At 37.5% G+C, this 15,123-nt stretch carries 15 protein-coding genes; 3 read left to right on the forward strand and 12 right to left on the reverse strand.

Features of this window, described 5'->3' with window-relative positions; all coding sequences use genetic code 11:
• Positions 1-459: PLP-dependent transferase (locus tag ACY651_RS09925; protein ID WP_462252219.1), on the forward strand; the 459-nt coding region annotated here is incomplete at its 5' end.
• A gap of 21 nt (positions 460-480) precedes the next feature.
• Positions 481-744 (forward strand): hypothetical protein, encoded by a 264-nt coding sequence (locus ACY651_RS09930; protein ID WP_462252221.1) that lies wholly within the window; start codon positions 481-483, stop codon positions 742-744.
• A gap of 40 nt (positions 745-784) precedes the next feature.
• Here ACY651_RS09930 and ACY651_RS09935 read toward each other — a convergent pair whose 3' ends face one another.
• The 12 genes from ACY651_RS09935 to ACY651_RS09990 form a co-directional block, all read right to left on the reverse strand.
• Positions 785-1,303, reverse strand: coding sequence for a hypothetical protein (locus tag ACY651_RS09935; protein ID WP_462252223.1), 519 nt, complete (start codon positions 1,301-1,303; stop codon positions 785-787).
• A 191-nt stretch (positions 1,304-1,494) separates the two neighbouring features.
• Positions 1,495-2,028 carry a GNAT family N-acetyltransferase gene (locus ACY651_RS09940; protein WP_462252225.1) on the reverse strand — a complete coding sequence of 178 codons (534 nt, stop codon included), beginning with the start codon at positions 2,026-2,028 and terminating at the stop codon, positions 1,495-1,497.
• 114 nt (positions 2,029-2,142) lie between these two features.
• Positions 2,143-3,069, reverse strand: a complete 927-nt coding sequence (locus ACY651_RS09945) for a DUF2167 domain-containing protein (RefSeq protein ID WP_462252227.1) — start codon at positions 3,067-3,069, stop codon at positions 2,143-2,145.
• A 99-nt stretch (positions 3,070-3,168) separates the two neighbouring features.
• On the reverse strand, positions 3,169-4,437 hold the full coding sequence (gene preA, locus ACY651_RS09950; protein WP_462252229.1) for an NAD-dependent dihydropyrimidine dehydrogenase subunit PreA: 1,269 nt from the start codon (positions 4,435-4,437) through the stop codon (positions 3,169-3,171).
• A 41-nt stretch (positions 4,438-4,478) separates the two neighbouring features.
• On the reverse strand, positions 4,479-4,859 hold the full coding sequence (locus ACY651_RS09955; RefSeq protein WP_462252231.1) for a GxxExxY protein: 381 nt from the start codon (positions 4,857-4,859) through the stop codon (positions 4,479-4,481).
• 12 nt (positions 4,860-4,871) lie between these two features.
• A complete protein-coding gene (locus ACY651_RS09960) occupies positions 4,872-6,251 on the reverse strand; it encodes an NAD(P)-dependent oxidoreductase (protein ID WP_462252233.1) in 1,380 nt (459 codons plus the stop codon).
• Positions 6,252-6,429: 178 nt separating this feature from the next.
• Positions 6,430-7,296, reverse strand: coding sequence for a nitrilase-related carbon-nitrogen hydrolase (locus ACY651_RS09965; protein WP_462252235.1), 867 nt, complete (start codon positions 7,294-7,296; stop codon positions 6,430-6,432).
• Positions 7,297-7,388: 92 nt separating this feature from the next.
• Positions 7,389-8,774, reverse strand: coding sequence for a dihydropyrimidinase (hydA, locus tag ACY651_RS09970; RefSeq protein ID WP_462252237.1), 1,386 nt, complete (start codon positions 8,772-8,774; stop codon positions 7,389-7,391).
• 79 nt (positions 8,775-8,853) lie between these two features.
• Positions 8,854-10,335, reverse strand: coding sequence for an NCS1 family nucleobase:cation symporter-1 (locus ACY651_RS09975; protein ID WP_462252239.1), 1,482 nt, complete (start codon positions 10,333-10,335; stop codon positions 8,854-8,856).
• Between the two features lie 116 nt (positions 10,336-10,451).
• Positions 10,452-11,810: an aminotransferase class III-fold pyridoxal phosphate-dependent enzyme gene (locus ACY651_RS09980; RefSeq protein WP_462252241.1), complete on the reverse strand. Its 1,359-nt coding sequence runs from the start codon at positions 11,808-11,810 to the stop codon at positions 10,452-10,454.
• A gap of 416 nt (positions 11,811-12,226) precedes the next feature.
• Positions 12,227-12,688: an IS200/IS605 family transposase gene (gene tnpA, locus ACY651_RS09985; protein ID WP_462252243.1), complete on the reverse strand. Its 462-nt coding sequence runs from the start codon at positions 12,686-12,688 to the stop codon at positions 12,227-12,229.
• A 195-nt stretch (positions 12,689-12,883) separates the two neighbouring features.
• Positions 12,884-14,341 carry a CoA-acylating methylmalonate-semialdehyde dehydrogenase gene (locus ACY651_RS09990; protein ID WP_462252245.1) on the reverse strand — a complete coding sequence of 486 codons (1,458 nt, stop codon included), beginning with the start codon at positions 14,339-14,341 and terminating at the stop codon, positions 12,884-12,886.
• A 387-nt stretch (positions 14,342-14,728) separates the two neighbouring features.
• On the opposite strand from ACY651_RS09990, the gene ACY651_RS09995 reads away from it, so the two are divergent.
• Complete coding sequence (locus ACY651_RS09995; RefSeq protein ID WP_462252247.1) at positions 14,729-15,043, forward strand: DUF6922 domain-containing protein; 315 nt, start codon at positions 14,729-14,731, stop codon at positions 15,041-15,043.
• Positions 15,044-15,123: the final 80 nt, after the last annotated feature.

The following is a 15,123-nucleotide window of genomic DNA, read 5'->3' on the forward strand; positions in this document are numbered from 1 at the left end:
GCCTTATCGCCTTTTAATGCATGGGTGCTTAGTAAAAGTTTAGAAACATTAGATGTACGCATGGAGCGGCATGCCAGCAATGCACTGCATATTGCAAAAGCATTGGAAGGCCATGCGAAAATAAGCTGGCTGAAATATCCTTTTTTACAAAGCCATCCGCAACACGCCATTGCTGTTAAGCAAATGAAAAATGGCGGCGGATTAATTAGTTTTAATTTAAGTGGTGGTTTAGAAAGTGGCCGTGCATTTTTAAACAATTTAAAAATGTTATCGCTTACTGCTAACCTTGGCGATACCAGGAGTATTGCTTCTCACCCTGCAAGTACCACACATGCTAAGCTTACCGAAGAAGAAAGATTGGCCGTAAATATTACTCCGGGCTTAATTCGCATTTCTGTTGGGCTGGAACATGTGGATGATATTTTGGGAGATATTTTGGGGGCGTTGGAGAAGTGTTGAGGTAAAATTAAAATAGGTTGTATGAAAAAAAGTAACCAACGTTTTTCTGAATATATATCTGGAAAAGAGAAGAGTATTACTACAGGTAAATTAAAAAACAATACAAGACAATCTTACAAAAAAAAGAAAGTTGTATTGGATATTAATGACATCAGTAAAAAATATTTTGCCGGTTTAAAAATGATTGAAATTGCTGACAAACACCCCAAGTTTGAAATTAGTGATGAAGAGATAATTACTATGCTGAAGGAAGACGAAAACGGCATTTACAAAAAACAGTATTAGAAATGTTTCTTGTGACACGAAACATGGGAAAGAGATCCTTTTACTTTGTAAATAAAAAAGAGTCTAAAATCATTTGTCCAATGGTTCCTAATTTGCCTTTCTCAGAACTAAAAGTAATTACAAAAGCTTTTTCGTCTTTAATGAAATAATACTGTTGAGTTTTTAGTTTAAAAATTCCATATTCCATTTCAAAAGTTAACTTGTAATACTCACTTGAGCCACTCCTCATTTTAATTGCATTAAAGTCCTTTAAATCTATCGCATTTTTCCTTATTTGGTTTTCAGAAATTTGTGCATATTTTTCCAGATCCATATTTTGACCAATCAAATCTTGAATGATTAGATTTACATTTTCACTAAACCTATCTGTATCATTTTCTTGGGGTGAAAAAATAGCAAGCTCTATTCCATTCAATCTTGAAGTATCAATTTTCCAGTCAGATGGATATTCAATAGCGTAATTCCCTTTTGAATACTTTACTCGTTGGAAAGTATCATTAATTTGAGCATGACTTGAAATTGTGAGAATAATAAAAGTTAGAGTTAGAAATAGTTTCATGAAGTATTTTTTAAATGGTACAGGCACACAAATATATACAAGTTCTCAATCTGAAAATAAATTGATGTCAATTTATTTTCAGGAAAACACAATTAAAGTTCACCAATGATATGCGGTACAAGTGAGTGACACAACGATGCTGCTATAAAAAATAAATGTTAGTCCAAAAAAATTAAAATGCAAAGCATTTTTTATTCCGCCTCATCTCTCCACTCCTCTTCCAAAATACTCATCTCTGTTAAACTCCACCACTGACCTTTAAATAATAAACAATCACGGTTGGTACCCTCAATTACAAGGCCGGCTTTTTTATAACAACTGATAGCGGCTTTATTAAAATCGTACACGCCTAAAGCAATGCGGTGCAGGTGCAGATCGTTAAACCCAATTTTTAAAACCGCACTTACCATTTGGCGGCAATACCCTTTGCCCTGTTGCGTGGGATCAACTAAAACTCTTGTTATACGCCCTGCTTTATTTTTTTTGCTGATGCCGCCTAAAGATATATGCCCAATAACATTTCCTGTTTCATCATCAATGGCTTTATAAACAAATGCCTCGGAGTTGCTGATGTCATTTACATCCTCCATGTACCATTCTAAACTTTTTGGTTTAAGCGGAAAACTGAATAACCCCCCAGACCAGTTCATTAATGTTTCTTCGTCTTTTATCCATTCAATCAGCTGTGTAAAATCATCGCTGCTAAAGTATTCTAATGTAATCATGCTTGCTTGTGTTGGGCTGCAAGGTATAACTAAGCAGGATATTAAAACAGAATTATGATGCAAATAAAAAGGAAGGCTGCGATGCCTCCCTTTTATTCATTATTTTAGTTATGGTTAACTTACAGAATGATCTTCTTCTACTAATGGCTTTTTACCAAAAAACTTTTTAACACCTGCCCATACTGCAATAACGCCTATTAAAATAAATTTCCATGCAGCAAGAAAAAATTTACTCAACACTGCCCAAAAACCTACTTTTAATAAAACTTTACCGGCTACTAAACCGCCGATTGTCCATGCGGCAACATTATCAGTTTTAGAATCAAAATCTTTGTATGTATTGCCTTCGGTAAATGACGGTATAGCCAATACTTTATCGATATCTTTTTTTACAGAATCCAGTTCGTTCATTGATGCAACGGCATTCATTGACAACACACCTTTTCTTCCTAAAATACGTACTTCGTAGTTTAAAGTATTTTCATCCTGCCCGGCAAAATGCAAATTTTTTGCCCAGTGCAACACCTTATTAGTTTTATCGTAAAATGGTTTTGATGCCCAACCCGTCATATTTATTGCCGGATAGCCCTGTGCAGTCCTGCTTTTGTTTTCTTCCACCTCTTCCTTTTGCATATTTTTCAGCAAGTCGTCGTAATTGGTTTTATCAGCATCTTCATCTTTTACAAATCCCATTGGGTCGTAAGTAATAATAAAAGCATAAGATTTTTCTCCAAACGGACCGGAGCTTTCCGGAAATATCATTCCCAAAACACCGGTTTGCGGCGGGTTACCCCACACGTCAGTTAATACATAATTACTTTGCGCTGCATTTAAATATTTAAATCCCGGCGGCACATTTAATTTAGCAATACCATTAGATAAAGCAATTATACCGGTTTCATACTTCATCGCATTGTCAATAGAATCCACCAATTTTTGCTGCCTTTCAACAGCAAGTGACAGAGAATCTTTAGTGCCTTTTGCAAATAAAATTGTGGAGAACAGGAGTATTGAAATAATACTCAGCATGATTTTTTTCATAACAGTACGTTTTGGTTTAAGAATAAAGAAAAGGTAAATAATTGAAAAAAAGAAATTAATAGCTGAATATTTCTGCTATTAATTATTAAAGCGTAACTATTAATGATCATTCAACGGCAATCCCTTTTTTTGAAACTCTACCCAGTTTAAATATTCGGGTGCCACACGGTGTTCTTCCATGGTAATGCAATCATCAACGGGGCAAACGAGTTCACATAAATTACAGCCTACGCATTCTTCTTCTTTAATGGTGTACGTGTTGTAAGGTTTACCAAATTGTAAATTGATGGATTGATGAGAAGTGTCTTCGCAGGCAATATAACACAAGCCACAGTGGATACATTTATCCTGGTTTATTTTTGCAATGTGGTGATAGTTGATATCCAGGTCTTCCCAATGCGTAATAGTATCAACGGATTTGCCAATAAAATCTTCCAGTGTTTTAAAACCTTTTTCATCCATCCAGTTGTTTAATCCTTCAATCATATCTTCCACAATTCTAAACCCATGTTTCATTGCAGCGGTGCACACCTGTACGTTAGTGGCACCAAGCAACATAAATTCTACTGCATCTTTCCAGGTACTTATTCCTCCAATGCCGCTTATCGGAACTTTTTTTGTTAACTCATCCTGTGCAATGGTGGTTAAAAATTTTAATGCAATGGGTTTAACTGCCGGTCCGCAGTAGCCGCCAAAAACACTTTTTCCTGCTACATAAGGATTGGGTACCAGCGTATCTAAATCCACACCTGTTATTGATTGAATGGTATTAATCAATGATAATGCATTCGTTCCTGCTTTTACCACCGATCTTCCGGTTGGTACTACTGAATGTACATTGGGTGTAAGTTTTGTTATTACCGGCAGCGTTGCTTTTTCCATTACCCACTCAACTACCATGCAGGCAATCTCAGGGTCTTGCCCCACGGCGGCGCCCATGCCACGTTCCGTCATACCATGCGGACAACCAAAGTTTAATTCAAAACCATGTGCACCGGTATCTTCACACTTTTTTATTAATTCGTGCCAGCTGTTTTTATCATTGTCGGCCATCAGTGAAATAATCATGGCCCTGTCGGGAAATAATTTTACACACTCTGCAATTTCTTTTAAATTTATTTCCAGCGGCCGGTCGCTGATGAGTTCAATATTATTAAACCCCATTACTCTTTGTCCGCCATAATCTACAGCAGAATATCTTGAGGAAACATTTTTTACCTGGCTGCCCAAAGTTTTCCAAACCACACCGCCCCAGCCGGCTTCAAAAGCACGGAGCACATTATATTTTTTATCGGTAGGCGGCGCACTGGCCAACCAAAATGGGTTGGGAGATTTTATGCCGAGGAAGTTTGAAGATATGTTTGCCATTTTTTTTACGCAAAGACGCTAAGGAGCCAAGGCGCTAAGTTTTATAAGTTATTTACAATTCGGTGCATACCATCTTTAATAAGGTTTACTTTAAAATTTATAAGTAAGCCCAATTTCAAATTCGTTAATTTTAAATAAGTCAATAATTGTTTGTAATGGACAGGCGCTAAAGTTTCAATTGATTTTAATTCAATAATTACCTTGTTATCAATTATTATATCAGCTCTAAAACCAATGTCTAATTTTATTTCTTCGTGTAATAGAGAAATCCCTTGTTGCCTTGTAAATGGAATTCCATTTTTACTCCATTCGTAACAAAATATTTCTTCGTAAACGCTTTCAAATAAACCTGGCCCATATTGCTTATGTATTTTGAAACACAAGTCAACAACTAATTTAGATATTTCGTTTTCAGTAAGCATGTTTGCGTCTTCTTAACTTTGTGTCTTGGCGTGAATAATATAGTTTAGAATTGCTGCAGCGCCATCCTTTCCCGCCTGCACCGCATCTACCACTTCTTTACCACCATTCACTGCATCGCCGCCTGCAAACACACCTTTAATATTTGTCGTACAATTATTAATTACAATCTTTCCTTTATTATTTAGTAATCCATTATCCATTATTAATTGTTCAAAAGGCATTTGTCCTGCGGCCTTAATTACCATATCTACTTCTAATGAAAATGTTTCACCGGTTTCTTCGGGGCTTCTTCTGCCGCTTGCATCGGGCTCGCCGAGTTGCATTACGTTGCAAATGATTTGTGTTACTTTTCCTTTAACTCCGGTTAATTCTTTTGGTGCAGCCAACCAGATTATTTTACATCCATCCAGCATTGCAATATCCAGTTCATGTTGTGTGCACGGCATTTCCTGCTGGGTTCTTCTGTACAGCATCGTTACTTCTTTTGCACCTAAACGTTTTGCCTGTGTGGCGGCGTCAATAGCTGTCATACCCATACCAATTACTGCAACTTTATCACCTACGGGTATTGCAGGAAATCCTTTATCTCTTACATCGTAAATAAATTTTATCGCATCTTCCACGCCTTCCAAATCTTCACCGGGAATATCTAATTGCCTTGCCAAACCCACACCAATACCAATATATACAGCGTCATATTTTTTTTGTAATTCAGCAAGAGAAATATTCTTTCCTAACTCCTGGTTGTATTTAATTTCTATTCCGCCGATTGATAAAATATAATTCACTTCGTCTTCGCAAAATTGCGGCGTTACTTTATAAGCTGCAATTCCGTACGTCATTAATCCGCCGCCTTTACTTTCTTTTTCATAAATGGTAACATCAATACCTTCTCTGCTTAATACATGAGCACAACTTAAACCTGCAGGGCCGGCACCTACAATAGCAACTTTGCCCCCATCCCTTGAAGGGGAGTTATTTGAAGTTTCTAATTGTTTTCTTTTGAACAATTGCCAATTGTTCTTCATAGCTATTTCTGTTGAATAGCGTTGCAATTTTGCAATTGGAATGGGAGGTTCGTCCATTAAATTAAACACACAACTGCCTTCGCATAATTTTTCTACCGGACAAACTTTACTGCAACCGGCTCCCATAATATTGGATAGAAAAATAGTGTGGGCACTGCCTTTAATATTATCGGTAACAATTTGTTTGATGAATTTAGGCACGTTAATTCCGGTAGGGCAACTTTTAATACAAGGTGCATCGTAACAAAATAAACAACGGTTAGCTTCTACCTGTGCCGCATTGTATGTTTCAAACGGCGGATGAATATCGCTGAAGTTTTCGGCGTATTGTTCGTTTGTTAACCTGTTATTTAAAATTGCCATGAACTGTAATTAATTTATACGCTTAGATAAAAGTTCAATATTGGTATGCCGACGAAAGGATTGCGACGCAACGATGATGCCATAAAAAACAAATGCTGGTATCAAAAAAACAAAACACAATCTTTACTTTAATCTTCTACTTATCTCTTCCCCTTTGGGGAAGGATAGGATGGGGCTTCTACAATTCCGTCAACTTCCCATAAGTTTCCGGCCTTCTGTCTCTAAAAAATTGCCATACACTTCTAACTTCTTCAATCATATCCAAATCAAAATCGGCAATTAATAATTCGTCTTTGTCTTCGCTGGCCTGTGCAAAAATTTGGCCACGTGGATCAACAAAATAACTGCTGCCATAAAACTTACCGAGGTTCCAGGGTTTTTCTTCACCCACACGATTGATGCAGCCCATAAAATATCCGTTGGCTGCAGCGTGTGCAGGTTGCTCCAGCTTCCATAAATATTGTGAAAGGCCGGCAACAGTTGCAGAGGGATTGTAAACTATTTCGGCGCCATTCAATCCTAAACATCTTGCGCCATCAGGAAAGTGGCGATCGTAGCAAATGTACACACCAACCTTTGCATACTTTGTTTGAAACACAGGATAGCCAAGGTTTCCGGGCTTAAAGAAAAATTTTTCCCAAAAACCTGAAGTATGCGGAATATGATTTTTTCTGTACTTGCCCAGGTATGTTCCATCGGCATCTATTACTGCGGCGGTATTGTATAACACTCCCGCCTGCTCTTTTTCGTACACCGGAACAATGATGACCATGTTGTATTTTTTTGCATACGTGGCCATCAAATCTGTTGTAGGACCAGGAACAGTTTCTGCACTCTCGTACCATTTTTTATCTTGCCCTGGGCAAAAATAGGGTGTGTTAAAAATTTCCTGCAAACATAAAATTTGCACACCTTTTTTTCCGGCTTCTTCAATTAACGGAATATGTTTTTGCACCATGGCATCAACAATTTCTTTAATGGTGCCTTCGCCTTCTGTTTTGGGTAAAGACATTTGGATGAGTCCTGATTTAATAATTCTTGGCATAGTAAAAAATTTGCCCCTATCCCCTAAAGGGGGAAATGGAGGAGATTATGTTTTGTTTTTTATTTAATTCAAATTTGAGAAAACTTTAGATTCTATATTTTTCCTTCTACTTTATTTCGTTTTATAAATTTACCAAATCCTTTTTCAATTTTGCATTCATTATTTTCAATGGCCACTTGTCCCCGTAGCAAAACTGTTTTTACTTTACCCGTTACTTCCCATCCTTCATAACCACTGTAATCTACATTCATGTGATGAGTTGCAGCAGATAGGGTATGTTTTTCTTTCGGGTCAAAAATTACAAGGTCTGCATCGCTGCCCACGGCAATGGTGCCCTTGCGAGGAAACATGCCAAATATTTTTGCAGGATTAGTACAGACTACTTCAACATATTTATTTAAAGTGATTTTATTTTTTGCAACGCCTTCGCTGAATAATAATTCCATCCGGTTTTCTATTGCAGGATGACCGTTGGGTATTTTACTAAAATCATCTTTACCCATTAATTTTTGCTCCCATTTAAAAGGGCAATGATCTGTTGCCACAACCTGAACAAGACCCTGATTAATTCCTGCCCATAAAGTTTGCTGATCTTTCTTTTCTCTCAGCGGCGGACTCATTACCCATTTGGCTCCTTCGAAATTATTTTCGTACAACGATGCATCTAAAATTAAATATTGAATACAGGTTTCTACAAATACTTTTTGATTTCTTTTTGTTGCATTGCGTACGGCATTCAATGCGCCCTCGCAGGTGAGGTGAACAATATAACCGGGGCAACCGGTATAGTTACTCATATCTACAAAACGTTCGCTTGCTTCGGCTTCGGTTACTTCCGGCTGAGAAAGATAATGATAGAGCGGAGAAAGTTTTCCTTCACCCCGATGTTTTTGTGTGAGGTAATCAATCATGTCGCCATTGGTGGCATGTACGTTAATCAAACCGCCGTGTTTTTTTACTTCTTCCATCAGGCCAATCATCTGCCGGTCGTCAATCATTAATGCACCTTTGTATGCCATAAAAGTTTTAAAAGAAGTAATGCCTTCTATTTCAATAAAATCTTTTATTTCTGTTTTTGTATCGTCATTAAAATCGGTAACAGCCATGTGAAAACTGTAATCGCCTACGCAATTATTATCGCTCCTGCTTTTCCATTCATCCAAAGCCGCATGCAAACTGTTGCCTTGTTTTTGTAAGATAAAATCTATAACCATTGTGGTGCCGCCAAACAATGCGGCCCTTGTGCCGGTTTCATAATTATCGGAGGAGTAGGTGCCCATGAAAGGCATATCTAAATGTACATGCGGATCTATACCGCCTGGGAAAACTAATTTGCCGGAGGCATCAATTACTTTATCTGCTACTACTTGCAAGTCTTTTCCAATCGTTTTGATAGTTTCACCATCAATAAAAATATCAGCTACATAATTATCAGTAGCAGTGATGATGTTTGCGTTTTTGATTAAGATGCTGCTCATGTTACTTTTTTTAACGCAGAGAAAAAGAGATAATGAGTTTTCGCAGAGTTACTCACCGTAGTATCTGCTTCTCTTTTTCTCAGCGCTTATTATTCTTCATTAATAAAAGATAAACAATTCCGCTAACAATAAACCCAACAAACCAGGCATAATGATACAACTCCGAAATCCATTGAGGAAATGCAGTTGATGAAACTACTTTTATCTGCAATAAAAACCCGGGAACATTGGGCAGAATGCCACAGAGTAATGCAATAATTGCGTTTGAATTAAACCCATTGCCATAACTGTAACTGCCGCCATGTTTATACAAATCATCAGCCACTAAATTTTTATTTCTTATAAAAAAATAATCAGCAATCATAATGCCGCCAACAGGCCCCAACAAACTGGAGTACGCCACCAGCCAGGTAAAAATATATCCATCTGGGCTGGCAATTAATTTCCAGGGAAAAATTAAAATACCAATGATGCCGGTGATGTAACCGCCTGTTTTAAAATTTATTTTACTGGGAGACAAATTAGAAAAATCATTTGCAGGGCTTACAATATTTGCTGCAATATTTGTTGCCAGTGTAGAAATAATAATCCCGATCATAGCAAAGCTCACCATCATTTTATTTTCGAAACGGCCGGCCAGTTTTACAATATCCCATTCGGTGCTGCCATAAATTATTGCTGTGGCAGAAGTTACCACTACACCAATAAATGCAAACAAGGTCATGCTGGGTGCAAGGCCAATTATTTGTCCATTGATTTGTGCTTTTTGATTTTTTGCATACCGTGTAAAATCGGGAATGTTTAAAGAGAGCGTTGCCCAAAAACCAACCATGCCAGTTAACGCAGGAAAAAAGAATTTAAAAAAAGAAGGTGTGTCTGTAAATTTTGAGGGCTGACTTAATATTGGCCCCAAACCTTTTGCTGCTGTAATGGCCCAGAATAATAATGCCAATGCAGCAACTGGTAAAAAGATAGCTTTAAATACCAATAATTTTTTTATGCTTTCTACACCCAGGTAAACAATAAACATATTGAGCAACCAAAAAATAAAAAAACATATTAATGGTAATGCCTGTGGAAAAAGCCCACTAAGATTTATTTCTTCCAACGAAGGATTCCATGCCCGTAAAATATTATAGAGCGATGCACCGCCGATCCATGTTTGAATACCAAACCAACCACAGGCAACAATGGCTCTCAACATTGCAGGAATATTGGCACCCTTTGTACCAAAACTTGCTCTTGCCAACACCGGAAATGGAATGCCATATTTTGCACCTGCATGTCCGTTTAAAATCATTGGTATTAATACAATGGCATTGCCCAAAAAAATAGTAAGGATAGATTGCCACCAGTTCATGCCGCCCTGTATGAGTGAGCTGGCAAGCATGTACGTGGGTATGCACAAACTCATACTTATCCAAAGTGCTGCATAATTCCAGGTACCCCATGTTCTTTTCTCTAGAGGAATGGGTGCTAAGTCTTCGTTGAGAAGAGAAGCCTCATCCTCGTTCCCTCTCCCAATGAGAGGGAGGCCAGGCTGTTGATTTTCTATTGACATTTGTAATTAAGCATTTCATCAGTTAATTAAATAATCATCAATGATTCCTTTACTCTGTAACTCAGCCAACACATTAAAATATTTAACTCCTGGATTGTTCCTCCCCGCTGGGGAGGTTAGGAGGGGTTGTGTGTATTTTCATCCGCAATTTTTATCGCTTCACTGATGATTGCTAACCCTTCGTCAATTTGATCTTTGGTAATACAAAGTGGTGGTGCAATAAAAATATAATTCCAGCGTACAAATGTGTACATTCCCAGCTCTTTAATTTTTGCAGCCACTTTATTCATGATTTCCATTTCATTAGGCCTGGCATTAAATGTTGCCATGGGCTCTTTAGTGGTTCTGTTTTTTACCAGTTCTATACAACCTAATAAACCGGTATTTCTAAAATCGCCAATGGAAGGATGTATGGCTTTCATTTCCTCCACCCGCTGCTCTATATATTTTCCCATCACTGCTGCATTGGCAATCATATTTTCATCTTCATAAATTTTCAGCACTTCTAACGCTGCCGCACAGCCCACGGCATGTGCACTGTAAGTTAAGCCAAGCATTAATGGCTTATCATCATACGCTGCGGCAATTTTATCACTCACAATCAAAGCTCCAAAAGGTAGATAGCCAGATGTCAATCCCTTTGCTGTTGCAATCATATCCGGTATTACTCCATGATTATCTATACCAAACCATTTGCCTGTTCTTCCAAAGCCACTCATCACTTCATCCACAATTAATAAAATGCCATGCTTATCGCAGATAGCCCGTATCTTTTTAAAATAATCAGGCGGATATTTTATACAACCGCTGCTGCCACTTTCGCCTTCCATTAAAATGGCGGCCACATTTTCGGGACCTTCAAAATCAATCACTCTTTCTACATGGCTGGCACATTCGTAATTGCATTTTCCAAAGGTTTGTCCAAACGGGCAGCGGTAACAAAACGGATCTTCCACATGCACAAAGTTGGGTGCCTGCTGACTATCGGCCGGTAATTTTCTTGGGTCGCCGCCTGCTGTCATAGCACCATAACTTGCGCCATGAAATGCACGGTACTTGGTAATTATTTTATGGCGGCCGGTGTATAACCTTGCCAGCTTTATTGCATTTTCTATTGCTGTTGCACCACACACCGTAAACAAAGTTTTATTTAAACCTTCGGGTGTTACGGAGGCTAATTTTTTTCCCAACTCTCCACGAACTTTAGTAACACAACTCGGCGTTACATAACTTACTTCCTGCATTTGCTTTACCACTGCATCGGTTACCCGCTGGTTGCCATGGCCAATGTTTACATTCATCAACCCCGAGGAAAAATCGATGTAACGTTTATCATCGTAGTCATATAAATAAACCCCTTCGGCATGTTTTACCGCAATGGGGGCAATACCTTTTTGTTTGCTCCAGCTAAATAAGGTGTAATCCAGATTGTCCTGAATAATTTGTGTTGCTTCGGATAATGTTTTTGTACTCATAACTTTATTTTTTTTGAACCCAGCTAAAGAATTTCTATTTTACTTCATTGGCAGAGTTTATCCTGAGTGAAACGAAGGACACTCTTGTACAGTATATCTTTACTGAGCTTTAATTGTGTTTTATTTAAGATGTTTTACTTTACTAATGTCACCCCTTCGGGGTTTTCACCACCATTCAATTCTATTACTATATTAATTTCAGCCTTTCAGGCTTGGTTTATTAAAGTTAGCAATATCAAATTCAAAACACATTCGTTTTAAATCCCAAGGGATGTCATAACTACAAAAAGGATATACTTTAAACTCCAACCCCGAAGGGGTGTAATTAATATAGAAACTCATTGTAAATAATACGCTAACCCCGAAGGGGTGACATTAAAAAAACCTGCATCAATCTATAACATCATCATCCCTCCTCAATCATAAAATTCAAACAAATATTTTTCTTCAAATGGAATATCAAACTTTTTTAAAAACCCCATATATTCCTGTTTGAATATTTTCTTTTTATGATGTTCTTTTTGATTTTTAATATAATCAATAACATTTCCAAAATTAGACTGAGAATAAGAAAACGCACCATAACCTTCCTGCCAAGAAAATTTTTGTTTTAAAAAATCTCTATCATTAATAAAATTGCTGGAATTATTTTTAATATCTCTTATCAAATCCGAAATCTTCATAGCTGGCCTTAATCCAACCAATACATGAACATGATCCTGCATACCATTTACCGCTAAAGATTTTTGTTCTTTGCCTTCCACAATTCCGGCAATGTATTTATACAATTCTTCCTGAAAAGCCGGTTTAATCATATTCTCTCTGCCCTTAACTGCAAAAACATATTGAATGTAAATTTGAGAAAATGTACCAGGCATATTATTTGTTTTGGTGATGTCTACTTTCTAATGTCACCCCTTCGGGGTTTGCTGTTTCATTATTACAATCTCTTTTCTATAGTAATATCAGCCCTTCAGGCTTGCACAACTATTAATTAAAAAGCTTCGATTGTAATAAAATAACTTCTGAATTATAGCGTAACCACCTAAGTTCCCCTTTAGGGGACAGGGGTTTCAACTCATCCAATTCACTCCCGCCTCTGCATTCCATTTCACCGTACTCTTCTTCAACTTCGTCCAAAACTCAATCGAACTTTTTCCGGTAATATCGCCTACACCAAATTTACTTTCGTTCCAGCCACCAAAACTAAAAGGCTCACGGGGCACAGGTACACCAACGTTAACACCAATCATGCCTGCACTGGCTTTATCAATTATATATCTTGCCATGGCGCCATTTTGTGTAAACACACTTGCGGCATTGCCGTAAGGGTTGGCATTTTCAATGGCCAGGGCTTCATCAACCGTATTGGTACGCATGATAGAAATTACGGGGCCAAAAATTTCTTCGGTAGCCACACTCATTTGCGGTGTAACAAAATCTATAACGGTGGGGCCTACATAAGTACCGTTTTCTTTTCCTTTTACTTTTGTATTGCGGCCATCTACTAAAATTTTTGCGCCGTCCCTTTCTGCTTCGCCAATAAATTTTTCAATGCGTTCCTGCGATGCTTTATTTATTACAGCACCTAAATTTTCACCGGGAATAATTTTTCGGGCTTCATCACAAATTTTATCAATGATGGCATCAACATTACCCACGCCAATCATGGCGCTGGCTGCCATACAACGCTGTCCTGCGCAACCACTCATACTGGCGGCAACATTTTGTGCTGTCATACCCGGTATGGCATCCGGCAAAACCATCAGATGATTTTTTGCACCACCCAATGCTAAACATCTTTTATAATTTGATGTAGCTCTTTGATAAACAATTTTTGCAACTTTTGTACTGCCCACGAATGAAACCGCTTCAATACCCGGATTGTCGCAGATGGCATTTACAATTTCTTCATCGCCATGTACAATATTAAAAACACCATCGGGCAGGCCGGCTTCTTTTAAAAGTTCTGCCAATCTTCCACAACTCAATGGAACTTTTTCTGATGGTTTGATAATCATACAATTTCCCAAAGCAATAGCATTCGGCATCGTCCAGTTAGGTACCATACTTGGAAAATTAAAGGGAACGATTGATGCAACCACACCCAATGGTACATGTTCCGTTCTGCATTCTACTCCTTTACTTACTTCCAGCAATTCGCCGGTAATTAATTGCGGCAGCGACGTTGCAAATTCAGTAAGCTCAATACATTTTTCAATTTCAGCAACAGATTCGCTGTAGGTTTTACCATTTTCTTCGCTGCATAATTCGGCAAGCTCTTTTAAATTTTTCTCCAATAAAGTTTTGTATCTGAAAAAAACCTGTACTCTTTCTTTGATAGGCGTTTTGCTCCATGCAGGAAAAGCTGCTTTGGCAGATTTGACTGCATCACCTAAATCTTTTGCAGACGACATAGGGACAGTTGACAATAAATTGCCGTCAATGGGAGAAATTACTTCCATTGTTTTAGTGGAAGATGCTTCAATAAATTTGCCACTGATATAGTTTTTTATCGGAGGATATTTCATAATCACATTTATTTTATCAAAAATTAAAGAAAATAAATGGATTATGCTGAATTAATATCAAAAAAATAAAGCAGAAAAAAGTAAAAGAAAATTCAGGCTGACATAAAAATCCATTCGAACTTATATTCAAAAACAAAATAGTTTTTAATAAGCATTTGATTTTAGCACTAATAAAATAAAAAGAGAACAGCTCCTGAAGTAAAAAACAAAAAACCCCGCCAGAGGCAGGGTTCATGTAAAAGTGTCGTCCTCCCTGTACAATTTTCGAACTTATTTATTCTGGATTTGCAGCGATTGGCAAATATTGTGGCTTAAAATGATGAGCAAAATGCTATGCAAAAACAATTCACATTATAGGCCTAAAAAAGAGATTTTATAACTATAATAATGGTAAGAAAAACAACCATACAGGATAAACCAGATTTGTCAAAGCGTTTGTTCTGGGAATTCAGGTATGATGACATAGAATGGAGAGAAGAATACCTTACCGTTATTGCAAGGGTAATTGAAAGAGGCAATCCGCAGGAATGGGCCGAAATAATCCGGTTTTATAGTGAAGCCAAAGTTATTTATGCCCTCAAAAAAGAAATTAAATTTCTCGCTGACTATGCCATTGAAGATGTATGCGCTTATTTCCCGCTACGCAAGGAAGAACTTTTATGCTATACACGCAAACTGTTGAGACCCGGGCACTGGTTTTGATTAATCTAATTAAAAGTAAATGTTTAAAATTGACACAGATTTCTCTCAAATATGACTAATATGCTGGTTTTATTTGTTAT

Origin of the sequence: Ferruginibacter sp. (assembly GCF_031391665.1) — a bacterium.
In the GTDB taxonomy this organism is placed as follows: domain Bacteria; phylum Bacteroidota; class Bacteroidia; order Chitinophagales; family Chitinophagaceae; genus Ferruginibacter.

Excerpts from the sequence above, each read along its gene's own strand:
- ACY651_RS09930 (WP_462252221.1), top strand. The coding sequence starts at position 481 with ATGAAAAAAAGTAACCAACGTTTTTCTGAATATATATCTGGAAAAGAG.
- ACY651_RS09935 (WP_462252223.1), bottom strand. The coding sequence starts at position 1,303 with ATGAAACTATTTCTAACTCTAACTTTTATTATTCTCACAATTTCAAGT.
- ACY651_RS09940 (WP_462252225.1), bottom strand. The coding sequence starts at position 2,028 with ATGATTACATTAGAATACTTTAGCAGCGATGATTTTACACAGCTGATT.
- ACY651_RS09945 (WP_462252227.1), bottom strand. The coding sequence starts at position 3,069 with ATGAAAAAAATCATGCTGAGTATTATTTCAATACTCCTGTTCTCCACA.
- preA (WP_462252229.1), bottom strand. The coding sequence starts at position 4,437 with ATGGCAAACATATCTTCAAACTTCCTCGGCATAAAATCTCCCAACCCA.
- ACY651_RS09955 (WP_462252231.1), bottom strand. The coding sequence starts at position 4,859 with ATGCTTACTGAAAACGAAATATCTAAATTAGTTGTTGACTTGTGTTTC.
- ACY651_RS09960 (WP_462252233.1), bottom strand. The coding sequence starts at position 6,251 with ATGGCAATTTTAAATAACAGGTTAACAAACGAACAATACGCCGAAAAC.
- ACY651_RS09965 (WP_462252235.1), bottom strand. The coding sequence starts at position 7,296 with ATGCCAAGAATTATTAAATCAGGACTCATCCAAATGTCTTTACCCAAA.
- hydA (WP_462252237.1), bottom strand. The coding sequence starts at position 8,774 with ATGAGCAGCATCTTAATCAAAAACGCAAACATCATCACTGCTACTGAT.
- ACY651_RS09975 (WP_462252239.1), bottom strand. The coding sequence starts at position 10,335 with ATGTCAATAGAAAATCAACAGCCTGGCCTCCCTCTCATTGGGAGAGGG.
- ACY651_RS09980 (WP_462252241.1), bottom strand. The coding sequence starts at position 11,810 with ATGAGTACAAAAACATTATCCGAAGCAACACAAATTATTCAGGACAAT.
- tnpA (WP_462252243.1), bottom strand. The coding sequence starts at position 12,688 with ATGCCTGGTACATTTTCTCAAATTTACATTCAATATGTTTTTGCAGTT.
- ACY651_RS09990 (WP_462252245.1), bottom strand. The coding sequence starts at position 14,341 with ATGAAATATCCTCCGATAAAAAACTATATCAGTGGCAAATTTATTGAA.
- ACY651_RS09995 (WP_462252247.1), top strand. The coding sequence starts at position 14,729 with ATGGTAAGAAAAACAACCATACAGGATAAACCAGATTTGTCAAAGCGT.